Origin of the sequence: Dactylosporangium sp. McL0621 (assembly GCF_049995355.1) — a bacterium.
In the GTDB taxonomy this organism is placed as follows: Bacteria; Actinomycetota; Actinomycetes; order Mycobacteriales; family Micromonosporaceae; genus Dactylosporangium.
Map to the genome: position 1 here is coordinate 10,631,503 of NZ_CP188259.1, position 24,236 is coordinate 10,655,738.

At 73.2% G+C, this 24,236-nt stretch carries 25 protein-coding genes; 10 read left to right on the top strand and 15 right to left on the bottom strand.

The features are described 5' to 3' along the window. Positions 1-48: 48 nt before the first annotated feature. The 4 genes from ACPPVO_RS50320 (at position 49) to ACPPVO_RS50335 (ending at position 3,153) form a co-directional block, all read left to right on the top strand. Entirely contained in the window at positions 49-972 is a 924-nt protein-coding gene (locus ACPPVO_RS50320) for a DUF929 family protein (RefSeq protein ID WP_426506302.1), read from the top strand. Next, a complete protein-coding gene (locus tag ACPPVO_RS50325; RefSeq protein ID WP_426506304.1) occupies positions 959-1,435 on the top strand; it encodes a vitamin K epoxide reductase family protein in 477 nt (158 codons plus the stop codon). The genes ACPPVO_RS50320 and ACPPVO_RS50325 overlap by 14 nt, the downstream gene beginning before the upstream one ends. 77 nt (positions 1,436-1,512) lie before the next feature. Further along, positions 1,513-2,232 carry a YcnI family protein gene (locus ACPPVO_RS50330; RefSeq protein ID WP_426506305.1) on the top strand — a complete coding sequence of 240 codons (720 nt, stop codon included), beginning with the start codon at positions 1,513-1,515 and terminating at the stop codon, positions 2,230-2,232. Positions 2,233-2,745: 513 nt separating this feature from the next. Beyond that, entirely contained in the window at positions 2,746-3,153 is a 408-nt protein-coding gene (locus ACPPVO_RS50335) for a GntR family transcriptional regulator (RefSeq protein ID WP_426506306.1), read from the top strand. Here the strand turns inward: ACPPVO_RS50335 and ACPPVO_RS50340 are convergent. The 3 genes from ACPPVO_RS50340 to ACPPVO_RS50350 all read right to left on the bottom strand — a co-directional run bounded on the left by ACPPVO_RS50340 (position 3,150) and on the right by ACPPVO_RS50350 (position 5,753). Continuing rightward, positions 3,150-3,830 carry a PP2C family protein-serine/threonine phosphatase gene (locus ACPPVO_RS50340; protein WP_426506308.1) on the bottom strand — a complete coding sequence of 227 codons (681 nt, stop codon included), beginning with the start codon at positions 3,828-3,830 and terminating at the stop codon, positions 3,150-3,152. The genes ACPPVO_RS50335 and ACPPVO_RS50340 overlap by 4 nt on opposite strands. 105 nt (positions 3,831-3,935) lie before the next feature. Next, a complete protein-coding gene (locus tag ACPPVO_RS50345) occupies positions 3,936-4,598 on the bottom strand; it encodes a hypothetical protein (RefSeq protein WP_426506310.1) in 663 nt (220 codons plus the stop codon). Positions 4,599-4,949: 351 nt separating this feature from the next. Continuing rightward, positions 4,950-5,753 carry a MurR/RpiR family transcriptional regulator gene (locus tag ACPPVO_RS50350; protein ID WP_426506312.1) on the bottom strand — a complete coding sequence of 268 codons (804 nt, stop codon included), beginning with the start codon at positions 5,751-5,753 and terminating at the stop codon, positions 4,950-4,952. Between the two features lie 64 nt (positions 5,754-5,817). Here ACPPVO_RS50350 and thrC point away from each other — a divergent pair, with 64 nt between their 5' ends. Next, positions 5,818-6,867 (top strand): threonine synthase, encoded by a 1,050-nt coding sequence (gene thrC, locus ACPPVO_RS50355; protein ID WP_426506314.1) that lies wholly within the window; start codon positions 5,818-5,820, stop codon positions 6,865-6,867. Positions 6,868-6,946: 79 nt separating this feature from the next. Here the strand turns inward: thrC and ACPPVO_RS50360 are convergent, their stop codons facing one another. Continuing rightward, positions 6,947-7,903: a LysR family transcriptional regulator gene (locus ACPPVO_RS50360; RefSeq protein WP_426506316.1), complete on the bottom strand. Its 957-nt coding sequence runs from the start codon at positions 7,901-7,903 to the stop codon at positions 6,947-6,949. A gap of 70 nt (positions 7,904-7,973) precedes the next feature. Between ACPPVO_RS50360 and ACPPVO_RS50365 the strand changes: the two genes are divergently transcribed. Further along, positions 7,974-8,792: an SDR family NAD(P)-dependent oxidoreductase gene (locus ACPPVO_RS50365; RefSeq protein WP_426506317.1), complete on the top strand. Its 819-nt coding sequence runs from the start codon at positions 7,974-7,976 to the stop codon at positions 8,790-8,792. 1 nt (position 8,793) lies between these two features. Here ACPPVO_RS50365 and ACPPVO_RS50370 read toward each other — a convergent pair whose 3' ends face one another. Beyond that, positions 8,794-10,605, bottom strand: coding sequence for a hypothetical protein (locus ACPPVO_RS50370; RefSeq protein ID WP_426506319.1), 1,812 nt, complete (start codon positions 10,603-10,605; stop codon positions 8,794-8,796). 104 nt (positions 10,606-10,709) lie between these two features. On the opposite strand from ACPPVO_RS50370, the gene ACPPVO_RS50375 reads away from it, so the two are divergent. Continuing rightward, the gene (locus ACPPVO_RS50375) at positions 10,710-11,246 is read left to right on the top strand and encodes a GNAT family N-acetyltransferase (RefSeq protein ID WP_426506321.1); all 537 of its coding nucleotides are present in this window, start codon (positions 10,710-10,712) and stop codon (positions 11,244-11,246) included. On the opposite strand, the gene ACPPVO_RS50380 is transcribed toward ACPPVO_RS50375, so the two are convergent. Continuing rightward, positions 11,195-12,130, bottom strand: coding sequence for an amidohydrolase family protein (locus tag ACPPVO_RS50380; protein WP_426506322.1), 936 nt, complete (start codon positions 12,128-12,130; stop codon positions 11,195-11,197). The genes ACPPVO_RS50375 and ACPPVO_RS50380 overlap by 52 nt on opposite strands. Between ACPPVO_RS50380 and ACPPVO_RS50385 the strand changes: the two genes are divergently transcribed. Both ACPPVO_RS50385 and ACPPVO_RS50390 read left to right on the top strand, forming a co-directional pair. Next, positions 12,129-13,244, top strand: coding sequence for a hypothetical protein (locus ACPPVO_RS50385; protein WP_426506323.1), 1,116 nt, complete (start codon positions 12,129-12,131; stop codon positions 13,242-13,244). The two genes, ACPPVO_RS50380 and ACPPVO_RS50385, sit on opposite strands and share 2 nt — an antisense overlap. A gap of 604 nt (positions 13,245-13,848) precedes the next feature. Then, positions 13,849-14,271: a hypothetical protein gene (locus tag ACPPVO_RS50390; protein WP_426506325.1), complete on the top strand. Its 423-nt coding sequence runs from the start codon at positions 13,849-13,851 to the stop codon at positions 14,269-14,271. A gap of 133 nt (positions 14,272-14,404) precedes the next feature. Here the strand turns inward: ACPPVO_RS50390 and ACPPVO_RS50395 are convergent, their stop codons facing one another. Then, on the bottom strand, positions 14,405-14,866 hold the full coding sequence (locus tag ACPPVO_RS50395) for a MarR family transcriptional regulator (protein WP_426506326.1): 462 nt from the start codon (positions 14,864-14,866) through the stop codon (positions 14,405-14,407). A gap of 23 nt (positions 14,867-14,889) precedes the next feature. On the opposite strand from ACPPVO_RS50395, the gene ACPPVO_RS50400 reads away from it, so the two are divergent. Continuing rightward, positions 14,890-15,234, top strand: coding sequence for a hypothetical protein (locus ACPPVO_RS50400; protein ID WP_426506328.1), 345 nt, complete (start codon positions 14,890-14,892; stop codon positions 15,232-15,234). Between the two features lie 119 nt (positions 15,235-15,353). Here the strand turns inward: ACPPVO_RS50400 and ACPPVO_RS50405 are convergent, their stop codons facing one another. From ACPPVO_RS50405 to ACPPVO_RS50440, 8 genes are all read right to left on the bottom strand, one after another. Continuing rightward, positions 15,354-15,746, bottom strand: a complete 393-nt coding sequence (locus ACPPVO_RS50405; RefSeq protein WP_426506330.1) for an HIT family protein — start codon at positions 15,744-15,746, stop codon at positions 15,354-15,356. A 41-nt stretch (positions 15,747-15,787) separates the two neighbouring features. Further along, the gene (locus ACPPVO_RS50410) at positions 15,788-17,821 is read right to left on the bottom strand and encodes an NAD(+) synthase (protein ID WP_426506332.1); all 2,034 of its coding nucleotides are present in this window, start codon (positions 17,819-17,821) and stop codon (positions 15,788-15,790) included. Between the two features lie 176 nt (positions 17,822-17,997). Further along, positions 17,998-18,621 (bottom strand): hypothetical protein, encoded by a 624-nt coding sequence (locus ACPPVO_RS50415; RefSeq protein WP_426506334.1) that lies wholly within the window; start codon positions 18,619-18,621, stop codon positions 17,998-18,000. A 358-nt stretch (positions 18,622-18,979) separates the two neighbouring features. Continuing rightward, positions 18,980-19,321, bottom strand: coding sequence for a hypothetical protein (locus ACPPVO_RS50420; RefSeq protein WP_426506335.1), 342 nt, complete (start codon positions 19,319-19,321; stop codon positions 18,980-18,982). Positions 19,322-19,376: 55 nt separating this feature from the next. Further along, entirely contained in the window at positions 19,377-19,964 is a 588-nt protein-coding gene (locus ACPPVO_RS50425) for a hypothetical protein (RefSeq protein ID WP_426506337.1), read from the bottom strand. A gap of 224 nt (positions 19,965-20,188) precedes the next feature. Beyond that, on the bottom strand, positions 20,189-21,736 hold the full coding sequence (locus tag ACPPVO_RS50430; protein WP_426506339.1) for a peptidoglycan DD-metalloendopeptidase family protein: 1,548 nt from the start codon (positions 21,734-21,736) through the stop codon (positions 20,189-20,191). 607 nt (positions 21,737-22,343) lie between these two features. Further along, positions 22,344-23,576, bottom strand: coding sequence for a hypothetical protein (locus ACPPVO_RS50435; RefSeq protein WP_426506341.1), 1,233 nt, complete (start codon positions 23,574-23,576; stop codon positions 22,344-22,346). 14 nt (positions 23,577-23,590) lie between these two features. Then, positions 23,591-24,100: a SigE family RNA polymerase sigma factor gene (locus ACPPVO_RS50440; RefSeq protein ID WP_426514844.1), complete on the bottom strand. Its 510-nt coding sequence runs from the start codon at positions 24,098-24,100 to the stop codon at positions 23,591-23,593. Positions 24,101-24,236: the final 136 nt, after the last annotated feature.

The window sequence follows — 24,236 nt, forward strand, 5'->3', positions numbered from 1 at the left end:
TGTGCGACTAAGGAACGGACGCACCCGCACAGACCAGGAGGTTGGCGCGTGTCGAAACGGCAGCGCGACTCGCGCGAGTACGCGCGGCAGATGCGCATGATCCAGGAGCGGGCGGCTGCGCGGCGCGGCCGGATGCGCGTCGCGTACTCCGCGATCGGCGCCGTGCTGCTGGTCTTCGTGGTGATGGGGCTGGTCAAGCTCGGCACCGCGGGCGGCGGGGGCGGGGAGTCGCCGAGCGCCGTACCGACCGGCGCCGCGGCCGAGGCGATCATCAGCGGGATCACCTCCGTGCCGGCCGCGACGCTCGACGCGGTGGGCGCGGGGGCCAAGCCGAGCCTGCCCACCGCGCTGACCGGACAGCCCGCGCTCACCGACGGCGGCAAGCCGCTGGTGCTGTACGTCGGCGCCGAGTACTGCCCCTTCTGCGCGGCCCAGCGCTGGCCCGTGGTCATCGCGCTGTCGCGGTTCGGCACGTTCAGCGGGCTGACGCTGACCGCGTCGGCCGCCGACGACACGTACCCGAACACGCCGACGGTGTCGTTCCACGGCGCGACGTACACCAGCCAGTATCTGTCCTTCCAGGGCGTCGAGACCACGACGAACAAGCGGGTCAACGGGCAGTACCAGCAGCTGGACCAGCTCACCCCGGCCCAGCAGCAGGTGCTGCAGAAGTACAACGCCGCGCCCTATGTCCCGAGCGACTCGGCCGGGGCGATCCCGTTCGTCGACTTCGCGAACAAGGCCATCCAGGCGGGCGCCTCCTACAGCCCCGAACTGCTCGCCGACCACACCCACCAGCAGGTCCTCGACGCGGTCAAGGACTCGAACAGCCAGGTGGGCCGGGCGATCAACGGCAGCGCCAACGCCCTGACCGCCCTGCTGTGCAAGATCACGGGCAACCAGCCCGGGGACGTGTGTTCCAGCGCCGCCGTCCAGGCCTACCAGGGGGAGTTCGCCAATGTCGGCAAGTGAGCCGGAACTGGACCGCAGCCTGGTCCAGCCGTGGGTGCCCCTGACGTCGCTGGTGCTCGCCGTGGTCGGGCTCGGGATTTCGGTGTACCTCACGATCGAGCACTTCAGCGCGTCGACCACGCTCGCGTGCCCCGATACCGGGGCGCTGAACTGCCTGAAGGTCACCACCTCGGAGCAGTCGGCGGTGCTCGGCATCCCGGTGGCGGTGCTCGGCCTCGTGTACTTCGTGGCGATGCTCGCGATCTCGCCGGGCCCGCTGTGGCGCTCCAAACTGCCGGCGCTGCGGTACGGCCGCCTCGCCCTCGCCGCGATCGGCGTGCTCTTCGTGTTCTACCTGGTCTTCGCCGAGCTGTTCCAGCTGAAGGCGATCTGCCTGTGGTGCACCGGGGTGCACGTGCTCGCCGTGGCGCTCTTCGCGGTCACCGCCATCGGTACCGCCTGGGCCGACCCGTCCGACCTCTAGGGAACTTTGTGGGGGTGTGTACCGACTATCCGCCCGGTACGCATCCCCCGCCAAGCTTTCGAGAGGAACTCCCCGTCATGCGCCTGACCTCCGTGGTCCGCGCCGGCATCGCCACCGCCGCGGCCGTCACCGCGGCGCTCGCCTTCCCGGCCGTCGCCTCCGCGCACGTCACGGTCAACCCGAACACCGCCGTGCAGGGCGGGTACACGAAGGTGACCTTCCGCGTGCCGACCGAGCGCGACAACGCGAGCACGACGAAGCTCGAGATCGCGATCCCGACCGACCAGCCGATCGCGTCGGTGTCGACCAGGCCGGTGCAGGGCTGGACCGCGGTGACGGAGACCTCGAAACTGGCCACCCCGGTGAAGCGCGAGGGCGGCGACGAGATCACCGAGGCCGTCTCGAAAATCACGTGGACCGCCGACGCCGGCGCCGAGATCAAGCCGCACCAGTTCCAGGAGTTCGACGTCTCCCTGGGCCCGCTGCCGCAGGTGGACCAGATCGTGTTCAAGGCGCTGCAGACGTACTCGAACGGCGAGGTCGTCCGCTGGATCGACGAGCCCGCGGCGGGCGCTTCGGCCGAACACCCGGCGCCGGTGCTGAAGCTGTCGAAGAAGACGGACACGGCGGCGGCCTCGACCACGACGTCGGCGGGCCCGACGGCGAACGCGTCCGACTCGTCGTCTTCGTCGTCCTCTGCCGGGACGGCGATCGCGCTGGGGATCGCGGGGATGGTGCTCGGCCTGGCGGGTCTGGTGATGGGTGTCCTGGCGTACCGGCGCGGGCCGGTCGCATAGCTTCTCGTTCGGGGTTCACGTTCGGTTGCGATCCGAAATATCCGCCGCTCCGCGACGGATATTTCGGATTTTTCGGTTATGCCCCGGATTGGCGCGGCTGCAGGAGGCGCAGCGGAACTCGATCGAGTGATTCCGGCCGGGGGTGGACCAGGGACGCACGAGACCGCGGCTCGCCGCATGCATTCGCACCGCGCTCATGGGCCCATGGCCGTCCACCGCACCCCATACAGGCGCGCACCACCCGCCTGCGGCCGTGCGCCGCACCCCGCCCGCCGCCGTCCACCGCACCTCTTTAGCCGCACCCCCGCTCATGACCGTCCACCGCACCCGGGTAGCCGCGCGCCCCTCCCGTGGCCGCGCTCATTGCAGCCTCGACGTGCACGATTCGGGGAAATTGGCGTGTCCGGATTTATGACCTGTCAGGCGAAAAATGGGATAAGTCGCGGCGCGGAGCGCCCGACTTATCGAAAAGCCCACTTTCGATTCGTGTGGCCACTTGGCTACATTGGACTCGTGGCGCGTTACGACCAGATCGCCGACGTACTTCGGCAGCGGGTGGGGTGTGGGGAGTTGGCCGTCGGGGATGTCGTGCCCGGGGCCGGGGAGCTGGCCCGGGAGTTCGGGGTTGGGCGGGATACCGCGCTCAAGGCCGTCAAGCTGCTTCGCAACGAAGGGTTGCTCGCGCTCGGGCGGGACTGTCTCGTTCGGGTCGAGCGGCGCGCCGGGCACGTGGTCGAGGTGCCGGGCACGCTCGTCGAGGTGCCCGCCGTCAGCGTCGTCAAGGCCCGTATGCCCACGCCCAAGGAGCGTGAGGAGCTCGGGCTCACCGACGGCGTACCCGTGCTCGTCGTCTGCCTCGGGGACCTCGAGGAGGTGCACCCCGCCACCGGTACGGCGATCCGCTGGACCCGCGAAGCCTAGAGGTTGTCGACCACGACCACGGTGACGTTGTCGCGGCCGCCGGCCAGTACGGCGCGGCGTACCAGCTCCTCCGCCGCCGCCTGCGGGTCCTCGCAGGCGGTCAGGACCGTGGCGATCTCCTCGTCGGTCAGCTCCAGCGACAGGCCGTCGGAGCAGACCAGGAAGCGCTCGCCCGCCTCGGCCGTGCGCACCCACAGGTCCGGGCGCGGGCCCGGGTCGGTACCCAGGGCACGGGTGATCACGCCTCGGCGCATCGTCACGGCCTCGGGGGCCACGTGGTCGATCGTGAGCTGGTCCAGGGCGCCGGCCGCGAAACGGTACACGCGCGAGTCGCCGACGTTGAACACGATCCAGCACTCGTCGCCCTCGACCTTGCCCAGGCAGAGGCCGGCCGCCGTGGTGCCCATGCCGCCCTGGGTCGGGTCGGCGACCGCCGCGGCCAGGATGTCGGCGTTGGCCTGGACGATCTCGTCGCGGATGTCCAGCGGGCCCGGGCCCGCCACGCCGTCGAGGCGCTGCAGGGCCGCTACCGCCAGGCGGCTCGCCACGTCGCCGGCCGCGTGGCCGCCCATGCCGTCGGCCACGGCGAAGATGCACTCGCCGACGAGCGCGCTGTCCTCGTTGCGGCGGCGGACCTTCCCGACGTCGGTCGCCGCACCGGCCCGGATAGTCGCCATCAGCCCTCCACCGCCTTCGAATCCCAAAACGCCATCAAGATCCCACTGCTGCCAAGATCGCACCATCGGCGGAACGACCGGACACCGGGGCCTGCCCGGAGGTCATCACACTCCCACCGGCTGCGCGAGCAGTGCAAGCAGCCGGGCGACCACGGCCGCACGGGCCAGGGGACGGCCCGGGTCCGGTCGTTCCAACGAGTCGGACATGAACCAGGCACCGGCCGCGCTGCGGGCGACCGCGACGCCGGAGTCGTCGGCCGCGCCGGCCTGGGTGCGGATGAGCACCGTGGCCGCGCGGTCGCCGGAGGTGCACAGGTCGAGGAACCGCAGCACGGGCCCCGACAGCGGCTCGGTGGCATCGATGAGCTCCACGGAGAACAGCCCGTAGGAGCCCGGATAGATCGCCAACCGGCCGGTGACGCCGGAGAACAGGTGCACGACGACGGGGCGCTCGTCGAGCCAGCCGGCCGCCTCGGTGCTCGTGTGCCGGGTTGCAAGAGCCGCAATCGCACCTTGTACGAACTCGCCGGGCACGACCCGGCTGTCCTCGAGCCGGCACAGGTCCCGCGCGACGAGGGAGGCGACGCCGGAGGCGACCACGATGCCGGTCGACACCCCGGGCTGGAAGTTGAGCCAGCGGCGGACGTCGTCGACGTCGACGTCGCGCTCGGCCGCGGAGCGCAGCACGAACTCCAGCTCCGCGAACGTCAGCGTCACCGGCCCGCCGGCGGATGCGCCGGTGGGCTGGTCCGCGCGGTGGTCGGCCATTCCCGTTGCTTGCTCCCTCAAACCGCTGAGATTACCGGGGGCGACGAACCGGCTGCGACCCGGTTGCGCCGGAACGGCGGACGGCCGGCGATCTCGTTCCGATGCGTGAATCCGGGCCGCTCCCCGGCGGAGGTGGTGGCAAGATCGAACTCGGCCAGGAGTGGCGCGGCGAGCCGGCCGGGCCCCGCCACGGGCATGAGCGTCTCCGCCCCCGTGCGCGGGGGCGCGCCCAGCCGTCCGGCCGCCTCATGGTGCACACGGTCCCCATCGACCGGGACGGCCCCGACTTGAGCAGAAAGTCCGATTTGTCGGCTAACGAGGTTGGCTAGCGAGGCCGGCTAACGAGGTCGGCTAGCGGGAGAGATCCCGGGTCAGCTCCTCGAGCTCGGCGAGCCGCCGCGCCGGCCCGAGCCGGTTGGCCACCGTCACCAGGATGAGCTCGGTGACCGCGACCTCGAGCGTCATCGGGTCGATCGGGCCGGACGCCTCCCGCGGCAGCCGCACGAGCACGTCGGCCAGCGGCGCCAGCGGCGACTCCCAGGCGTCGGTGACGAGGACGAGGCGGGCCCCGCGGTCGGCGGCCGCGCGCACGAAGCGGGCGTTGTCCGGGGAGTACCGCCGGAAGTCGTACGCCACCAGCAGATCCGCCGGGCCGAGGTCGAGCAGCACCCGGGCGCGCTCGGGCGCCGGGCCGGGCACGTGGCGCACGCCGGGGCGGAGGCTGGCGAGCTGCCGGACGAGGTACTCCGCGGCCAGCTCGCTGAGCCGCCCGCCGAGCGCCCACACGGCGCCGGCCCCGGCCAGCCGTTCGGCGACGGTCTCCAGCAGCGGCTCCGGCACCGCGGCGAGGCAGCCGTCGAGGCCGGCGCGCAGGGTGCGGGCGGCCGCGTCGAGGTCGGCGGGCTCGGTGACGAACGTGCGCAGCCGGGAGCGGTCGGCGCCGCGCACGGCCTCCTGGAAGTCCGCGTACGTCGGGAAGCCGATCCGCCCGACGAGCCGGGAGACGGTCGGCGGGCTGACCCCGGCCCGCTGGGCGAGCGCGCGCAGGGAGCCGAGCGCGGCGTACGGATAGTCGTCGAGGATTGCGCGCGCGATGGCCCGCTCGCCCGGGGGCAGGTCGGCGTAGACGGCTCCGAGCCGCGCCTCGAGATCCACGGTACAAATGTAACGCCCATAATCTGATTCCGGCAACGGCGTGACGAATGTTAGGGTCGCGGCCATGGCTCCCTGGCGCGGACTGATCGACAGCGACTACCGGCCCCGGCTGCCGGTGCACCCCGGCACCCCGGCCGTCTCCCTGCACGAGGGCAACACCCCGCTGCTGTACTCCCGGCACCTCTCCGGCCGCACCGGCTGCGAGGTGTGGCTCAAGGTCGAGGGCGCGAACCCCACCGGATCGTTCAAGGACCGCGGCATGACGGTGGCGGTCAGCCGCGCCGTGGAGGCGGGCGCCGAGCTCGTGCTGTGCGCGTCGACGGGCAACACGAGCGCGTCCGCGGCCGCCTACGCGGCACGGGGCGGGATCGCCTCGGCCGTGCTGGTGCCGGCCTCCGGGGTCGCGCGCGGGAAGCTCGCGCAGGCGGCGCGGTACGGCGCCCGGATCGTCGAGATCGGCGGCACCTTCGACGACTGCCTGCGCATCGCCCGCGCCCTGGCCACGTCGCCCGGCGTGGCGCTGGTCAACTCGGTCGGCAACGAGCTGCGCCTGGCCGGGCAGCGCACCGTCGCCTACGAGATCGTGGACGCGCTCGGCGCCGCCCCCGACATCCACTGCCTGCCGGTCGGCAACGGCGGCAACATCACCGCGACGTGGCAGGGGTACGTCGCCTACGACCGCGGCCGCCCCCGCATCTGGGGCTTCCAGGCCGCGGGCGCCGCGCCGCTCGTGCACGGCGCCCCGGTGCCCGCCCCGCGCACCGACGCCACGGCGATCCGCGTCGGCTCCCCCGCCACCTGGGCGCCCGCGATCGCGGCCCGCGACGAGTCGGGCGGCCTGATCGCGGCGGTCCCCGATGCCGAGATCTTCGCGGCGTACCGCGAGCTGGGCTCCCACGACGGCGTCTTCGCGGAGCCGTCGTCCGCGGCCGCGGTGGCGGGCCTGCTGGCCCGGCACCGCGCGGGCCGCCTGTCCCCCGGCTCCCGCGTCGTGGTCACCCTGACGGGCAACGGCCTCAAGGACCCCGACGCGGCCCTGCGCGCCGACTACTCGACGACGTCCGCGGACCCGACCGCGCCCGACGTGGCGCGCTCACTGGGCCTGGCCGCCTGACGCAGCGCCCCGGCGAGCAGCCGGAAGCCGCCTGACGCAGCGCCCCGGCGAGCCGCACGGACGCGGTCCCGCGCACCGGCTACCCGACGGCGTCCGCGGACCCGACCGTGCCCGACGTGGCGCGCTCACTGGGCCTGGCCGCCTGACGCAGCGCCTCGGCCAGCCGCTCGGTCGCGTCCGAGGGCCGGCCGGGGCGGCGCGCCAGGAGCAGCCGGCGCAGCTCGAGCGGGCCGCCGCGCACCTCCAGGAGCCGCACCCCGGCCGGCATCGCGTCGGCCATCGACGGCGGCACGGTCGTGACGCCCAGCCCGGCCGCGACGAGCCGGAGCTTCGCGAGCCAGTCCCGGGCGGTGTGCGCGATCACCGGCCGCCCGCCGAGCCCCGGCCACACCCCCATGAGCCGCTCCCCGGCCGCCGACTGCCCCGCGATCCACCGCAGCCCGCGCAGCTCCTCCACGTCGACGTGGCCGGCCGCGGCGAGCGGATGCCCCGCCGGCACCGCCACGCGCAGCGGCCGCTCCGAGAGGACCTCGAGCACGAGCGGCGGGTCCTCGGCGTCGGGCGCCCGGAACGGCGGCCCGGCCGCGAGCAGCGCGAGGTCGATCGTCCCGGCACGCAGCCCCCGCACGAGTATCGGCGTGCTCCCCTCCCGGCTGACCACGGTGACGCCGGGATCGCTTGCCCGCAGGATTCGCAGCGCCTCCGGCACCAGTACCGCCCCGGCGCTGGCGAACCACCCGAGCCGCACGGTCCCCCCGGTCGCGGCGAGCCCGGCGAGCTCCCGCCCGACGGCGTCGGCCTCGTCGAGCATGACCACGGCCCGGCGCAGGACCACCCGCCCGGCCGCGGTGAGCCGGACGCCGTCGGGCCGCCGCTCGAGCAGCCTGGCCCCGACCGCGCGCTCGAGCGCCGCGATCTGCCGGGAAACGCCGGACTGGGTGTACCCGAGCGCGCCGGCCGCCGCCGAGAGCGACCCGCGCGCGGCGACCTCCCGGAACACGCGGATCCCGGTGAGCGATGCATCCCCGATGCCCATGACGGATACGCATACCAGACGCGCGCATCTCGCGTTGGCCGCATACCCCGGCGCCTTCTAGCGTCGAGGCATGACCACCGCTCTCGTGACCGGCGCGACCCAGGGCCTCGGCCTGGCCCTCGCCGCCGGCCTGGCCCGCCGCCTGACCCCCGCCGACGTCGTCTACCTGACCGGCCGCGACGAGGCCCGGGTCGAGGCCGCGGCCGCCGCCTGCGCCGGCGAGGGCGGCGCCCGGGTGGTCGGCCGCCGGCTCGACGTCGCCGACCCGTCCGCCGCCGAGGAGGTGGCCGCGGACATCGGCGGCATCGACATCGTCTTCGGCAACGCGGTGATGCGGGTGGGCCCGGACGACGACCCGAGGGCGATCGTCGGCACCTACACGCAGGTCAACAACTTCGGCACGACGCGCCTGCTGCGCGCCTTCGCCCCGCGGCTGCGCGACGGCGGCCGCCTGCTGATCGTGGCGAGCTCCCTGGGGACCCTGCACCACCTGGCCCCGTCCCTGCACCGCCGCTTCGACGGGCTGACCACCCTGGACGCGGTGGACGAGGCGACGGCGGCCTGGCGCGACGAGGTGGCGGACGGCCGGGCCCGGGCGATGGCGTGGCCGGGGTTCGTGAACATCCCGTCCAAGATCGCCCAGGTGTCCGCGGTACGCGCCCTGGCCTCCGAGCGCCGCCGGGCCGACGCGGCGCGGGACATCCTTGTCGCCGCGGTCTGCCCCGGCATGATCAACACCCCGACGTCGGGCCTGTGGTGGGACGTGAGCGCCGCCCCGGCCCCGGCCGAGGCCGCCGTCGCCCTGCTGGACCTGGCGCTGGGCCAGGTCCAGCCGGGCCACTACGGCGAGCTGGTCCGCTTCGGCCGGCCGCTGCCCTGGAAGCCGTGAGCTACACCGGCCGGTACGAGCACTGCCGCCCCGTGTGCACCGTCTCCCGCAGGTGGCGGCCCAGGGCCGCGTCCGACTCCTCCACGCGCGCGATCGCCCGCCGGATGGCCTTGCCGACCGCGACCCGCGCCCGCTCCGCGTTGTCGACGAAGCGCCGGCTGCGGCCGCCGATCCCCACGCTGCCCGCGAGCTCGGCCATCAGCGCCTCGCTCTCGCGGCGGGCCGCCTCCGCGCGACGGGCGTCCGATGTGGACTCCATCTCCGCGCGGAGGTCGGCGACGCGCAGCCGGTACCGACGCATCGCCTCCTGGTCGAGCACCGCCTGCGGTGACGTGCGCGCCCCCGCGGCCTGGGCGAGACCGTTGACGCCCATCGCGAGCTCGACCGCCGGGATCTCGGTGCCCGCGTTGGCCAGCAGGACCGCCAGGTGCAGCAGCCCGACGCTGTTCTCCACGAGCACCGACTGCGAGCCCCAGGCCAGCCGCCAGTGCTGCCGCTCCCGCACGCACGATGCGCGCGACGGCTGGGCCGGCCCGAGGCGTTCCAAAGCGCGCCGGGACTCCTCGGCGGCCGGCCAGTGCCCGAGCGCCCGGTTGTGCGCGACCGCGCGGGTCAGGTGCTCCAGCGCGAGGTCGCGGCGGCCGGAGACGGAGGCGGCGATGCCCAGCGCGTGGTGTACCGAGCCGAAGCACGCGACCCCGAGACTCACCATCACCGGGAGCCCGGCGTGCGGAAGGAGCAGCTCGTAGACCTCCTCGGCCAGGTCGGGGTCGTCGATGAGCCGGGCCGCCTCGGCGATGCCGTGGATGGTGACCAGCCAGCTGCCCGAGCGCGGCAGCTCCTTGAGCGACGGGCCGCGCAGCCGGGCCACGGCGTGCGCGGCGGTGCGCAGGTCGCCGTCCTCGGCCGCGGCGACCGCGTGCACCGCGTAGTACGCGTTGTCCACGGCGGACAGCGTCGGCGAGTGCACCATCCGGTCGAGCATCGGGCGCAGCTCCCGCAGCCGGCCCTGGTACCAGCGGATGGCGACGAGGTGCGCGCCGTACCAGCCCGCCGCGTCGGCGTCGCCGGCCCGGTCGCCCCGCTCGTAGCAGGCGTGGGCGGCGCGCTCGGCCTCGGCGAAGCGCCCGGCGCGGATCTCGCGCATGACGTCGATCGCGTCGGCGACGTAGCCCACCGCGAGGTGCGGGCGCTCGTCGAGCAGGGCCCGCAGCTCGCCGAGGCGGCGCTCGGCGTGCCGGTCGCCGTCGAGGAACAGGTCGGCGGTGCACCACAGCAGGCCCATGAGCAGGTCGCCGCGGCGGCCGGTGCGAGGGCTGACCGCCAGCAGCTCGACGGCGATCTCCCGGCGGAGCTGGGCCTGCTCGGGGCCGAGCAGGCAATGGTGCGCGAGGCTCAGCGCCTCGGCGTGCGCGACGGGGTCGCCGCACGCGCGGGCGTCCTCGAGCGCGGCGAGGACGGCGTCGCTGCGGCCCTCGCGGTAGTCGCGCTCGGCGGCCAGGCGGGCCCGGAGGCGTACCGCCGGAACCCCCTCCGGGTCGACCAGCCCCAGCAGCAGGCTCAGCCGCTGCTCCAGCACGGCCGCCCCCGCGCCCACGCGGTGCTCGTGCACCCACACGCCCGCCGATCCGAGCACGGCCTCGGCCATGCCGGGCACGTCCCCGGCGGCCTCGGCGCGCGCGTACGCGATCTCGAAGCACCGTCGTGCGGTCTGGAGGTCCCCGTCGGCGTGCAGCGCGTGCAGCCCCCCGGCGACCGTTTCGGATGCGATGTCAGCCTCGACGCAGCACTGCGCGCCGGAACCCGACGTCATTGCGGTTCTCCAACCTCTGCCCGCGCCCATCATCGTCCAGCGGAGGGGCCGGACGCCCGCCCGCGACAAGTTCTCGACACAATGCAACCGGTACGCTGCTGGCCGTGGAGACGCCGGACGTGGTGCTGCGGCCGGTGACGGCGGCCGACCTGTGGCTGCTGGAGCGGCAGGCCGACGACCCCGAGGCGGGCGGGGCGTTCAACTGGTCGGGGTACCGCGACATCGTCGCCACCCGGCGCCGCTTCGAGGAGAACCGGCTCATCGGCCCCGACGGCGGCAGCCTAATCGCCCAGCTCGACGGCTCGGTCGCGGGCAACGTCGTGTGGATGCGCCACGCCTACGGGACGCCGATCTGGAGCTGCTGGACGATCGGCATCTCGCTGCTGCCGGAGTTCCGGGGCCGGGGCGCGGGCACGGTGGCGCAGCGGATGCTGGCGGCGTACCTGTTCGCCACGACGCCGCAGGAACGCGTGGAGGCGTACACGGACGTGGAGAACGTCGCCGAGCAGCGGGCGCTGTCGAAGGCCGGGTTCACCCTCGAGGGCGAGATCCGCTCGGCGCAGTTCCGCGAGGGCCGGTGGCGAAGCCTTTACCTGTACTCGCTGCTGCGCGACGACCCCACGAGCACGCCCCCGACGTAGACGGCCCGGATGCGGTGCAGGGCCGCCGGGTCGGTGAGCGGGTCGCCGTCCACCGCGAGCACGTCGGCGTCGTAGCCGGGCCGCAGGTGCCCCTTGCGGTCGCCGAGCCCGATCGCGGCCGCGGCCCGGGCGGTGATCGCGTGCAGCGCGTCGGCCGGGCCGAACCCGAGCTGCTGCAGGTGTACCGGAGCATCGCGCAGCACGTCGTGGGGCTTGATCGGGGCGATGCCGGCGTCGGTGCCCACGACGATCCGGGCCCCGGCGGCGGCCATCCGGGTGGCGGCGGCGACGAGCTTGGGCAGCCGGGTGAGCATCGCGGGCGGCATCGCGGTGCCGGGCCCGGCGCGCAGGCCGAGGGTCGGGCTGAGCACGATGTCCCGCGCCACGATCTCCTCCAGCAGGCCCGCCGGGATCTCGTCGACGTCGTCGGCGGTCATGAACGACGCGTGCTCGAGACTGTCGACGCCGGCCGCGGCGGCATCGAGGATGGCCGCGGTGGCGTGCGCGTGCGCGGCGACGGGCAGCCCCAGCCGGTGCGCCTCGTCGACCACGGCGCACAGCTCCTCGCGGGTGTACTGCGGCCGCTCGATCCGGCTCCCGGGCATCAGGTTGCCCCCGCTGGCCATCACCTTGACGACGTCGGCGCCGCGCTCGTGGCGCTCGCGGACGGCGCGGCGCAGCCCGGCCTCGCCGCGCACGCCCTCGCCGAGGAAGTGGCAGTGCCCGCCGGGGGTGGTGATCGGCACCCCGGCCGCGACGACGTGCGGCAGGCTCGGGTCGGCGCGGGCCGCGTCGCGCACGCCGAGCGCGAGGTAGCCGGTGTCGCCGAGGTCGCGCACGGTGGTGACGCCGCCGGCGACGGCCCGGCGCCCGGCCGCGCACATGGCGGCGAACGCGTCGGCGGCGTCGCAGGCCCGTCGTCGGCGACGCGTCGATGTGCCGCAGCACGATCTCGTCGGGGCCGTCGCGGAAGTCGCCGATGGTGGCCCGGACGGCGAGGAGGTACCCGACCGACGGCAGCATCGAGCCCTCGTGCCCGGAGCGGCGCGACAGCGCGACCCCGGCCTCGCCGAGCTCGATCGCCTCGGCGAAGCGGCCACGGGCGGCGGCCAGGGCGGCCCGGGTGCGGATGGCGTGCCACCGGGCGAGGGGGCTGCACATCCGCTCGGCCATCGCGGTCAGCGCCGCGGACTCGCGGGTGGCGGCGGCGAGGCCGCCGAGCTGGGCCTGCGCGTCGAAGCGCCACAGCCGCCCCCACATCGCGGCGTCGTCGTCGCCGCGGCGCAGCTCCAGCAGCCGGGAGCCGAGCGCGAACCGCTCCTCGGCCCCGCCGGGCCCGCCGCACGCGAACTGCCGCGCGCGCAGCGCCTCGACGATCGCGGCCCGGTCGCCGACGCGCTCGGCCATGGCGAGGGCGGCGCGGCTGCGCTCGCCGGCGTCGTCCCGCAGCCGCCACGCGTCCATCACCACCGTGCCCGCCAGCAGCCGGGCCCGCAGCCCGCTGTCGCCGGTCGGCAGGGCGGCGAGCGCCTCCTGCGCGAGGGCGCGGCCGGTCGGGTCCCACAGGAAATCGGAGACGCCCTCCATGACCAGCACCGCGCGGGCCAGCGCCTCGGCGTCCCCGGCCGCACGGGCGAGGTCGGCGGCGGCGAGCAGCGATGCGCGGGCGCCCTCGATGTCGTACCCGCGGGCCTGGGCGTGGGCCCGCGCGAGCAGGATGCCGGCGCGCCGCTCGCCGGGGTCGGCGTCCAGCGCGCGGCCGTACCAGTCCGCCGCCTCCTCCCACCCGAGCCGCCCGGCGGCGAGGTCGCCGGCGCGGCGGGCCCAGTCGGAGGCGGCGCGGGCGTCGCCGAGGGGCAGCGACTCGGCGAGGTGGCGGGCGACCCTCGGCACGTCGCCGGAGTCGCGCAGCGCCTCGGCCGCGCGGGGCGTGCATGGTCAGGCGCTGCGTCGTCGGTACCTCCGCGACCGCCGCCTCCCGGATCAGGTCATGCGTGAAGCCCTGCCCGTCGGCGATCCCGGCCGCGCGGGCCTCGTCCAGCGCGGCGAGCACCGCGGCCGCGCCCATGCTCGGCATCGCCGGCTCGGTGGCGCCCGGTGTAGGCGCGCCGATGCCAGGCACCACCGGCTCCGCCGCGCCCGATCTGGGCGCGCCGATCCCAGGCACCACCGACTCCGTGGCGGCCGGTGTAGGCGCGCCGATCCCAGGCACCACCGACTCCGTGGCGGTCGGTGTAGGCGCGCCGATGCCAGGCACCACCGGCTCCGTGGCGGCCGATCTGGGCGCGCCCATGCCAGGCACCACCGGCTCCGTGGCGCCGAAGACGGCCGCGCCGACGCCGAGCACCGCCGGCTCGGTGGTGCCGAGCACCGCCGGCTCGGTGGTGCCGAGCACGGCGGCGGCGGTGACGACCGCCCGGGTCGCGGGGCTGAGCCGGTTGAGCCGCGCGCGGACGGCGTCGCGCACCCCGGCGGGCAGCGCGGCCGCGCCGGTGACTCCGGCCGGCAGCGCGCCCTCGCCGGTGACTCCGGCCGGCAGTGCGGCCCCGCCGGTGACTCCGGCCGGCAGTGCGGCCCCGCCGGTGACCTCGCGCCGGGCCAGGTGCGCGCCGAGCTCGCCGACGAAGAACGGGTTGCCGCGCGTGCGCCGGTGCACGGCGGCGGCGACGGGCGCCGGCACCGCGAACCGGGCCACGGCGGCGAGGTGTGCGGCGACCTCGTCCTCGGCGAGCCCGCCGAGCGCGATCCGGTCGACGACGGCCTCGCGGGCGAGCGCGGCGAGCGCGTCGCGCAGCGCGGGAACGGGCTCGGTGTCGCACGTGGCGACGACCACGACCCGCTCCCGCGCAACGTTGCGGGCGAGGTGGACGAGCAGCCGCAGGGTCCCCGGGTCGGCCCACTGCACGTCGTCGAGGAGCACGAACAGCCCGCCGCGCCCGGCCCCGCCGTGGGCGTCGCGGACCCGCCCGGCCAGCAGTGCCCGCTCCCTGTCGCGCCCGACGAACGCGCCACGCGCTCATCGTAGGGCGCCCGCGGCGGCGGTGGTCAGGCCCGATCCGGCCACGACCGCGCGTCAACCAGCCGGCCACCGCCACCGCCGTAGCCAGAACCGACCCCGCCGCGACCGCGCGTCAACCGGCCGGCCACCGCCGCCGTGGTCAGGGCCGATCCGGCCGGGACTGGGCGTCGACCAGCCGGCCCATGAGGGTGACCAGCGTGCGCACGTCCTCGTCGGGCCAGCCCGCGGTCAGCTCGCGCAGCACCCCGTCCTGCCAGGCGTGCGCGCCGGCGAGGAGGTCCTCTCCGGCCGGGGTGGCGGTGACGGCGGTCGCGGCGCCGACCTCGCGCGGGGCCCGGCGGCGCAGCAGGCCCAGCCGCTCGGCCCGGGTGACGAGCCGGCTCGCCCCGGACTGGTCGAGGCCGAGCTCGCGGGCCACGTCGTTGACCGAGGGCGGGCCGCCACCGCGCCCGGTCAGCGCGGTGACCGCCTCGAGCACCATGACGTCCCGGCCGCGGTCGGGGTCGGCACCGGTCCAGCGGCGCGACCAGAACCGCACGAACGCGAACAACACCCGCCCGCCGCCCGGCTCCACGGACCCCACCCCCTTGTCGTTCCGCATGCAAAACGCATACGGTAGGCCTCATGGTAGAGGATGCGATAAACGCCTGGCACGACGCCGTCAACCGGCGCGACCAAGACGCGGCCCGGGCCGCGGTCACCGACCCCGTCGACGTGTCCGGGCCGCGCGGGTCGGGGCCGATCGCGGCGGGCGACTTCGCGGCGTGGATCACCCGGTCGGGCATCGCGCTGCGGCCGGTGTCGTGGCACCCGGCCGGGCCGGACGGCCTGGTGGTCGAGCAGGAGGCGACCTGGGACGGCGGCGCGCCCGCGCGGGTCGCGACATTGTTCCGGGTACGCGACGGGCGGGTGACCCTCGCGCACCGCTTCGACTCGCTGCACGAAGCCCTGGCCGCGGCCGCGGTCTAGCCCAGCCGCGCGGCGCGCGAAAAGCCCCGGCCGCGGTCCAACCCAGCCGCGCCGCCCGCGAAAAGCCCCGGCCGCGGTCCAACCCAGCCGCGCCGCCCGCGAAAAGCCCCGGCCGCGGCCTAACCCAGCCGCGCCGCCAGGGCCGCCGACACCTCGTCGATGCGCTCCTGGGCGATCCTCAGCTCCGGCGCCGGGTTCAGGCGCGCGAACACGCCGGGACCGCGGACATCGGGCGGGAGATCGGCCGCCCGCGGTACGACATGGAAATGCACGTGCCCGAAGCCCGGCGCCTCCGCGAACTGGGCCACGTACGTCTTCGTGCAGCCCGTCACCGCGTGCAGCGCCCGCGACAGCCGCACCTGCCAGGCGCCGAGACCGGCGGCCTCGGCGTCGGTCAGCTCGGCGATCGTGAGCACGTGCCGGCGCGGGACGAGGACCAGCCAGCCCTCGAGGCCGGTGTCGAAGGCGTGCGCGACCCGCCAGTGCTCATCGTCGCCGATCCGCTCGCGCAACGGAAGATCGGAGCGGGCGTTCTGGGTACAACTGAAGCAACTCAATCGAAGTCCCACCGCTCGAGCTCGCGCAGCCACGCGTTGGCGTTGCCGTCGGAAGGGGCCCGCCAGTCGCCGCGCGGGGACAGGGAGCCGCCGGCCGAGACCTTCGGGCCGTTCGGCAGCGCCGAGCGCTTGAACTGGGCGAAGCCGAAGAACCGCTTGCAGAACACGTCCAGCCAGTGGCGGATCGCCGGCAGGTCGTAGGCGACGCGGCGGTGGTCCGGGAAGTGCGCCGGCCACGCGCCGGCGTCGGCGTCGCGCCACGCGTGCCAGGCCAGGAAGGCGATCTTGGAGGGCCGCATGCCGTACCGCAGCACGTGGAACAGCGTGAAGTCCTGCAGCGCGTACGGGCCGACCTTCGACTCCGAGGACTGCAGCTCCTCCCCCGGCACCAGCTCCGGGCTGATCTCCTGCTCGACGATCACGTCCAGGATCTTGCCGACCTCGGCGTCGAACTGGCCGCTGTTGCTCACCCAGCGGATGAGGTGCTGGATGAGGGTCTTGGGCACGCCGCCGTTGACGTTGTAGTGGCTCATGTGGTCGCCGACGCCGTACGTCGACCAGCCCAGCGCCAGCTCCGAGAGGTCCCCGGTGCCCAGCACGATGCCGCCACGGTGGTTGGCGATGCGGAACAGGTAGTCGTACCGCAGCCCGGCCTGCACGTTCTCGAACGTCACGTCGTAGACCGGTTCGCCCGCCGCGAAGGGGTGGCCGAGCTCCTGCAGCATCAGCCGCGCGGTCGGGGTGATGTCGAGCTCGTGGACGCTCACGCCGAGGGCGCGCATCAAGGCAAAGGCATTGTCCTTGGTACCGCCGGAAGTGGCGAAGCCCGGCATGGTGTACGCGAGGATGTCCGTGCGCGGGCGCCCGGCGCGGTCCATCGCACGGGCGGCCACGATGAGCGCGTGGGTCGAGTCCAGCCCGCCCGACACGCCGATGACGATCTTCGGCTCGCCGATCGCGGCAAGGCGCTGGCGCAGGCCCGCGACCTGGATGTTGTACGCCTCGTAGCAGTCCAGCGCCAGCCGCTCGACGTCGGCGGGCACGAACGGGAAGCGCTCGATCACACGCCGCAGCCCGAGGTCGGTGGCCGGGGGGTCCATCGTGAACGCGATGCGCCGGAACGCGCTCGTCCGGGCGTCGTGGGTACGCCGGTTGTCGTCGAACGTGCCCATCCGCTGCCGCTCCTGGCGCAGCAGGTCGAGGTCGACGTCGGCGACCGAGCGCCGCTCGCCGTCGGGGAAGCGCTCGGTCTCGGCCAGCAGCGCCCCGTTCTCGTAGATCATCGTCTGGCCGTCCCACGACAGGTCGGTCGAGGACTCGCCGAGGCCGGCGGCGGCGTACACGTACGCGGCCAGGCAGCGCGACGACGCCGAGCGGCACAACAGGCGGCGGTCCTCGGCCCGGCCGACGGTGATCGGGCTGCCGGACAGGTTCGCGAGCACCGTCGCCCCGGCCAGCGCGGCCTCGGCGCTGGGCGGCACCGGCACCCACATGTCCTCGCAGACCTCGACGTGCAGCACGAAGCCGGGCACGTCGTCGGCGGCGAAGAGCAGGTCGGGCCCGAACGGCACGTCGGCGCCGCCGATCCGGATCGTCGAGCCGCGCTCGGCGTCGCCCGGGGTGAGCTGGCGGGCCTCGTAGAACTCGCGGTAGTTCGGCAGGTACGACTTGGGCGCCACGCCGAGGATGCGGCCGCGGTGCACGACGACCGCGCAGTTGTAGACGCGCCCGCGGTGGCGCAGCGGCGCCCCGACGACGAGCACCGGCAGCAGCTCGGCGGACCCTTTCCGGACCTCGTCGAGCGCGCCCTCGACCCCGTCCAGCACGGCGTCCTGCAAGAGAAGATCTTCGATGCTGTACCCGCTGAGCCCCAGCTCCGGGAAGACCGCGAGGACGACACCGTCGTCGGAGCACTCGCTCGCCTGCCGCAGGATGGCGTCGGCGTTGGCGGGCGGGTCGGCGATGGCGGTCCGCCCCGTACAGGCGGCCACCCGGGCGAAGCCGTGGGCGTAGAGCGAGCGGAAGTTCACGTTCCCATCATGGTCCAACCGCCCCCGCGGCGGCGCGGGTCCCCGCCCGCGCCGCCCGATCCCCGGATTTCAGCGCTCGACCGCGCCCGGCGCGGGTCCCGCCCGGCGCGGGTCCGCCCGAGCTCTGGATTCAGCGCCCGGCGCGGGTCCCGCCCGCGCCGCCCGAGCTCTGGATTTCAGCGCTTGACCGCGCCCCGCTCGATGGCGCACGTCAGGTGGCCCCCGTACGCCCGGAACTCGGCGGTCGGCGCGACCACGTTGCCGTCGGCGTCGATCGCCTGGCGCAGGATCGACAGGCCGGAGGTCCCCGCGGGGATCTCCACGCCCCAGCGCTGCCCCGAGCGCAGCAGCAGCTGCCCGTTCTTGGTGCCCGGGAACGGCGCGTAATCCTCGTTGCCCGGGGTGCACCACACGCGCAGCCCGTAGTCCTGGCCCGTGTCGTTGCAGAAGTTCAGCCAGGCCGGCCGCGGGTCGGCGATGCCGCCCTGCACCGGCGGGATGGTCAGCGAGGTAACGCCCTCACGCTCGATGTTGATCGGTCCGAACGAAGCGCCCATGTCGTCGTCATCCTCCTCGGCGAGATTCGCGCCGATCGTCTGCCAGGGTTGGGTACCGTCCGCCCGCGCGTCACCGACGACGGACAGGTGGCCGTGCGTGAAGTGCCGATCGCCGTTCTTGGGGTTGTACGGCCGCCACGTCCAGGCCCCGTACCCGCTGACGGCGTAGCTGGAGAACATCTGCCCGTTCGAGATGCCGTACTTGACCCGCGCGTCACGCGACCGCCGGATGTCGTCGAGCACCTGATGAGCGTCGAGCCCCAGGTCGGGCCGGTTGGGAAAGTCCGCCGCGGTGACGATCTGACTCCCCCACCCGGGAAAGTCGTGCGGCGTGTGATCGGACGTCGGATCATGCGCCGCGTCCCCGATCAGACCCCACTCATCGGCCCCGGTCCCGGGCGGCTTGGCGCGCGGCGCGCCCGCTTGCAATTGTTGGTGGAGGACCAGCAACGAGTTTGCGGCTCTCCAGGCCATCGCTTCCTCCCGTTGTAGGTATCGACGCCGACGCTAGCCGCAACCCGGGAGATCGACGACAGCAATCACCCATCCGGTTGTCCACCCTCACGCACCGCTCGCGCGAGGGAACCGTCTGGAACGCCCGTCACTGACGAATCGCGACGACCGTCCACCAGCCGCACAGCCCGACGGCCAGAACCGCCGAGCTCACCGCCACGACGAGCGCCCAGCGCTGTTCACTGACGGCCCGGTGGTACGCGGCCACGAGAGCGGTGACAACGGTCAGCACCAGGGTCACCACGGATCCGAGCAGCCCCATGAAGGCCGCCGCGCCGGTGGCCATCCCCTCGGGTTCGTCGAGCGAGTCGCGATAGACCAGCCCGTCGAGGCCGAGCGCCAGCCAGGCGACCGCCGTAAGCACCGCGAGCGTGACGACGGCGGGGCCGGCCTTGCTCTGGCTGTTGGGCGCCCAGTGATCCGGTTCCATCCGCTCACTCTGAGCCATCCGGATGACGGTTCCAGTCGGGATGCCGACACGTCCGTCAGGGGCGTGGATCAGTGGCAGCGGCGACAGCCGCCCGCTCCTCGTCACTGAGGCGCTCGTACCACGGAGGCGGCCACGAGGTGGTCAGCACCTCGCCACCCACACCGAGATCATTCCTCGCGGCCCGGTGGAACCCTTCGCGCATCCGCTCAAAGTCATCGAGCGCGTCGGCCCATCCGTCCCGGTCCCGCAGCAGCCCCCGCGCGTAGAACTCCAACCGCCACACCGCCTGATGCCACGCCCGCCCGGCCGCGATGGTGTCAGGATGGCCGAGCAGCAGAACCGACTCCCACCGCGCCGTCCGCTCGGCGGTCGCCGCCGCGAGTTCGAGTTGCCCCTGCTCCAGTGGCACCGGCTCCGACGAGTGCGGCAGCCCGCGCGCAGCCGCCAGGCAGGTGGCGACGTGAACGACGCGCTTCACGGCGTTGCCGTAGCTGACATAGGCCTCGAGCCGCGCCGCATCCCACCGCACATCCTGACTCCGCCGCCAGCGTGCGCGCTCCCCGATACTGGTCAGGGCGAAGGTCGTCACCACGCCGATCACAACGCCGAGCAGTGCTGGAAGCTGTTGCAGGGTTTCGTGCAAGGCGGTCACCTCGCCGCATAGGCCGTTTGACCCATTGAAGCGCGAACCGCCAAACGCGTCGATCCCGCGCCACCCCGATCGGTGCCGTCCGAGCGACTAGCGGGCACGACGCCCCGGCCATCTATCACCTGTGATCCTGCGCTGTGAAGGATGGAGGCAGGTGGTCGGAGAGAGCCCCCGGCGCGGCGGCCAGAGACTCTCTCGCCATGGACACCCAAGTGCGGCTATGAGGCGCTCACCATGTGGTCCGACAGGTCGTAGCCATTCGTGGCTGAAACGCCATACCAGGTCGACCCGCTCCAGCGGAGCACGTAGATATTCCGTGGCCCGGAGTGGTACCAGTAGACCTCGTCGGCACCGACGCCGTCGATATTTCCACCACCGGCCCGGTCAGCGATGCCGATGGAATCGTTGCGGCCCGCAACACCGAAGCCTCCACCCGTTGAGTCCAGCATGAACAGGGTGGATGGGCCCTGATGCCAGGCGATGTCGTCCCTGCCGTCGCCGTTGTAGTCACCGACGATGGCCAGGTTAGGGGTGCCGAAACCGCCGCTGACTGTGACTGGGACCCAGGTGGAACCGTTCCAGCGGAAGGTGTAGATGTTGCTGCTGACGTCGTGCCAGTACACCTCGTCGGGGCCAGCCCCGTCGACGTTGCCCGCACCGGCCCAGTCGGGAGTGCCGATGGGCGCATCGGTCGGATTCCGGCCGGCGAGGTCAAAGTCAGTTCCGTTTGACGTCAACAAGAACAAGGTTGTGTTCTGGTGCCATGCGATGTCGTCCCGACCGTCGCCGTTGAAGTCACCGACCACCGCATGATCCGGCGTGTCATAGCCGTACGAGGCCGAGACGCCGATCCAGGTGGTACCGGTCCACCGCAGCACGTAGATCGTACGGGCGGCCGCGTGGTACCAGTAGATCTCGGCCGCGCCGACACCGTCGATGTTCCCGGCCGCAGCCCAGTCGGGTACACCGATGGGCGCGTCGTCAGCGTTGCGGCCGGCAAGGTCGAAACCGGTGCCGTTGGAGCTGAGCATGAACAGGGTTGATGTGCCCTGGTGCCATGCAATATCGTCCCGGCCGTCGCCGTTGAAGTCGCTGCGACGGCCGGACGGCGCCGGTAGCGGAGTTCCGCACGCTTGTGCCGTGAACGACGTACCGCTCCAGATTCCGTTGCCGCCATTCGGGCCAGTCGCCGTCAGATCTGGCGCGCCACAGATGCGAGCACCATGAGCGGCGTCGAAGGGTACGACTGAGCTGTTGTAGCAGCCTGGCGCATTCCAAATCTGGAAGTGCAGGTGGGCTAGGTTGTTGTTTCCACGGTTGCCTGCTGCGGCAACGGTACCAATCCACTGGCCCGCCGTCACCGTGCTGCCGGAGTTGCCACTGAAGCCATTCGCCAACTCGACGTGGGTAAGGGTGTAGCTGCGATTCCCAGCGATGTTGACGCATAGGTTGCCATGGGAGGCGTCGGAGGCGTAGGAGTAGGCCAGGGTACCGCTGATCGGGGCGTTGACATGCCTACCGGCGGCCGAGTTGTCGCATCCCGAACCGGTCAGATCCAACGCGTAGAGGTAGGCGCCGGTGTGGGTTGCCGGACCGTTGTACCCCTGACAGATGTTCCACGTCGTTCCGAGGTCGAATGGTGGGAACATATTGCCGGTGGCGGCCAGTGCCGGACGAGCGCCGGCTGCGACCCCGATGGCCGTTGTAGCCAATAGGAGGAACGCAAAGAAAACGCCTCGAAGCCTGTCCGTTCTCGTCGAGGTCACGAAGATCCCTTCCCGGGTGGTACTACGTTTCCCAGACCCGAACCATGGCTCATGGATACGGGCAGCCGCCCGGATTGGGAAGTGGGGGGACCAGATTGCGACAAAACACAGGGATGATCAATTATTCAAGGCTCGCAACCGTCGCCGCTTTGCGCTGGCCAGCCTCTAAGCCGAGCCGGATTCGCTTTTCTTCTTGGTAGATGAATCTCAATAGGACGGCAGCACCCCCGGGGGGTCTTGGTGTGGGTTTCGCGCTTGCGCGGATCGAATTGAAGAGATAGCCGGATACTTCTGAGAGTTTTGCGCTCCGGCGGCGGGGCGCGGCTCGCCGTCAACGGCTGATTCTGGCCGATCGCGACTACCTCGGCCTGGTCGAGCATGACGGCGAGGAGTTCAGGGGCGGCACAACCGGCCGGCACCACGAGGGGTGGCGAAGCCACCCGGCTACTGATCACCGATGGTGGGTTCTACGGGCGCCAACCGACGTGGGCGCTAACTGGGCAGAGGTGTCGTGCCGTAGCGGTTGAAACCAAAGCAGCGGACCTGGGGGTACTCCCGCCAGGTCCGCTGCCTTCCGTTCGTCTCCGCGTTCTCCTGCGCGTGTCCGCTACGCGCCGAAGCCGACGAGGTAGCCCACCTCCATGTCCGGCAGCGGCGCGCTGCCCAGGATGGCGCCGTCAGCGCCGAACACGGTCAGGAACAGGTCGACCCCGCTGCCGTTGCCGCGGTTGCGGTCGGCGATGAGCACGACCTTGCCGTCGGCGGTGAAGGCGCCGGAGGCCGGCGAGCTGCCCGCCTTGTCCTGTGCATTGTCGAGCCTGGTCACCTTGCCGTTCGCGGTGTCCACGATGACGTACTGCTTCGGCGGCGCGCAGCCGCAGCCGGGGTCGGACACGGTGGCCACCAGCAGGCGCGTCGAGCCCTTGTCGGCCGCGACGACGTCGACCGGCTGCCGGCCGCCGGGCCAGCTCACGGCGATGGTGCGCGAGGTGCCGCCGCTGACCGCCATCAGGTGCCGCGGGCCGGCCGCGTTCGAGATCACGTACGCGGTCGAGCCGTCGACGGAGGCGGGACCGCACTGGACGGCGTCGCCGCCGGGGCCGAGCGTCTTCCGCCCGGCGCCGTCGACGCCGATGCTCTCCGTCGTGGTGGTCGTACCGTCGGCGCTCTTCGCCTGGAACAGCAGATGACGGGAGTCGGCGGCCCACGTGGCGGCCACGCAGACGACCGGGTCGCCGACGGTCGCCAGGGTCTTGACCTGACTGCCGTCAAGGGCGCTGACCTGAAGCTTGCCGTCGAGGAACCAGGCGACGTGCTTGCGGTCGGGCGACATGGTCATGAGCGGCGGCCCGGCCGGCAGCGCGACGGTCGGGCTCTTGACGCTCGCGACCTTCTGCCACTCGCCGCCGGGCGCGCGGTGCAGGACGTCGTTGGTGATCGTGCCGTCGTGCTTGTCCACGCGGAAGAGGTACATGCCGGGCACCGGGTCGGCCGGGGTACCGGTCGTGCTCTGGCTCGTGCTCCCGTCGGTGCCCGGGTTCGCGCCCTCGCTGGCGGCGGGGGACGCGGTCGCGGTCGCTGGCGGCGAGCTCGAGACCGTCACCGAGGCGCCCGGCAGCGGCGGGGAGTTGTTCCCTCGTGGGTTGGCGGCATAGGCGGCCACCGGGATGGCGACGAGTACCGCGCCCAGCACGCTGAGCATGGCGTAGCGATTCCGCCGCCGGACGGCCACCGTGCGGCGCACTGCGGCGGTGCCCGGGGCCTGGGCGGCGGTGGTGCGCTCGGCGGCGGCGAAGTCGTCGAAGGCGTCGTGGAGCAGGTGGTCGAACTGATCGGTCATCACAGTCTCCTTATTCAGTCCTGCAGGTGTCCGGCGAGGGCGGCGCGGCCACGGCTGAGCCAGCTCTTGACCGTGCCTTCGGCGACGTCCTCCTGCGCGGCGATCTCGACCACCGACATGTGCCCGAGATAGTGCAGAACGACGGCCTTACGCAGTTGCGCGGGAATCTTCGCGAGCGCGGCGACGAGCGCCACCCGATCGGGCGACGGCCCGTCCGCGTGCTCCTCGCGCTGCCGTCGCAGGAAGTTCATCGACGTGCGCTGCCGGCGCAGCCGACTGGTGGCCAGATTCCAGGCGACCCGGCGCACGAAGCCGTACGGGTCGTCATAGCGACAGATCTTCTTCCATTTGCTGTACGCCCGGCAGAACGCCTCCTGGACCAGATCCTGCGCCTCGGCCCGATCACCGAGATAGGCGTAGATCTGTCCACGAAGGACGTCGAACTTCGCGGCATAGAATGCGTCGAAGTCGTGAGCCGATTCCTCGGCTCCGCCCCGATGCGCGGCCGCGACTGGGGTGGTCACTGCGGTCACGCGTCCTTCCTCCCGTGTAGTGCCGCCCGTGTGACGGCATCTCCTACACGTGGCGGCCGGAGTCTAGGTTGCGAAGATTCTTTCCACGGCCCGCGCGCACCCCGACGGGATCGCGGCCGCGGCCGCG

Coding starts and splice junctions, on each gene's coding strand:
- ACPPVO_RS50325 (WP_426506304.1), top strand. CDS start 959: ATGTCGGCAAGTGAGCCGGAACTGGACCGCAGCCTGGTCCAGCCGTGG.
- ACPPVO_RS50330 (WP_426506305.1), top strand. CDS start 1,513: ATGCGCCTGACCTCCGTGGTCCGCGCCGGCATCGCCACCGCCGCGGCC.
- ACPPVO_RS50340 (WP_426506308.1), bottom strand. CDS start 3,830: ATGGCGACTATCCGGGCCGGTGCGGCGACCGACGTCGGGAAGGTCCGC.
- ACPPVO_RS50345 (WP_426506310.1), bottom strand. CDS start 4,598: ATGGCCGACCACCGCGCGGACCAGCCCACCGGCGCATCCGCCGGCGGG.
- thrC (WP_426506314.1), top strand. CDS start 5,818: ATGGCTCCCTGGCGCGGACTGATCGACAGCGACTACCGGCCCCGGCTG.
- ACPPVO_RS50360 (WP_426506316.1), bottom strand. CDS start 7,903: ATGGGCATCGGGGATGCATCGCTCACCGGGATCCGCGTGTTCCGGGAG.
- ACPPVO_RS50365 (WP_426506317.1), top strand. CDS start 7,974: ATGACCACCGCTCTCGTGACCGGCGCGACCCAGGGCCTCGGCCTGGCC.
- ACPPVO_RS50370 (WP_426506319.1), bottom strand. CDS start 10,605: ATGACGTCGGGTTCCGGCGCGCAGTGCTGCGTCGAGGCTGACATCGCA.
- ACPPVO_RS50385 (WP_426506323.1), top strand. CDS start 12,129: ATGGCGGCGAACGCGTCGGCGGCGTCGCAGGCCCGTCGTCGGCGACGC.
- ACPPVO_RS50380 (WP_426506322.1), bottom strand. CDS start 12,130: ATGTGCGCGGCCGGGCGCCGGGCCGTCGCCGGCGGCGTCACCACCGTG.
- ACPPVO_RS50395 (WP_426506326.1), bottom strand. CDS start 14,866: ATGCGGAACGACAAGGGGGTGGGGTCCGTGGAGCCGGGCGGCGGGCGG.
- ACPPVO_RS50400 (WP_426506328.1), top strand. CDS start 14,890: ATGGTAGAGGATGCGATAAACGCCTGGCACGACGCCGTCAACCGGCGC.
- ACPPVO_RS50420 (WP_426506335.1), bottom strand. CDS start 19,321: ATGGAACCGGATCACTGGGCGCCCAACAGCCAGAGCAAGGCCGGCCCC.
- ACPPVO_RS50435 (WP_426506341.1), bottom strand. CDS start 23,576: ATGACCGATCAGTTCGACCACCTGCTCCACGACGCCTTCGACGACTTC.